1 protein-coding gene is annotated in these 436 nt (G+C 62.4%); it reads left to right on the forward strand.

From position 1 onward, the window contains the following. A partial coding sequence (locus QP968_RS11165) for an integrase core domain-containing protein (protein WP_284856464.1) occupies positions 1-390 on the forward strand: 390 nt, incomplete at its 5' end. Between the last annotated feature and the right edge of the window lie 46 nt (positions 391-436).

The raw sequence follows: 436 nt of genomic DNA on the forward strand, positions 1-436 counted from the left end.
ACTTCCCTGGTCGAACGGGCCCTGCGGATGGCGTATACGCTACGCGGTGAGGTTCCTGATGGCCTGGTGTTTCACGCTGACCGTGGGGCACAGTTTACCAGCGAGCAGCTCTGGGACGTCTGCCGCGGCCTGGGCATTGCCCAGTCCGTCGGGCGTACCGGGGTGTGCTTTGATAACGCGATGGCCGAGTCGTTCTGGTCGACGTTGAAGACTGAGTTCTACGACCGGCAACGCTGGCCTACCAGGGATGCTGCACGCACGGGTGTCGCCCGCTGGATTGAAGTGGTCTACAACCGCCGCCGGCGCCACTCCGCACTCGGGATGGTCAGCCCCGTCGACTTCGAGCACCAGATCACCCAGACCACCAACGAAGAAGAAACAGCTGCCTAACCATGAGGTAGCTCCACTACGTGTCCACCATTTGCGGGCAACCCCA

It is taken from the genome of Corynebacterium sp. MSK041 (genome assembly GCF_030232265.1).
Classification (GTDB): Bacteria; Actinomycetota; Actinomycetes; order Mycobacteriales; family Mycobacteriaceae; genus Corynebacterium.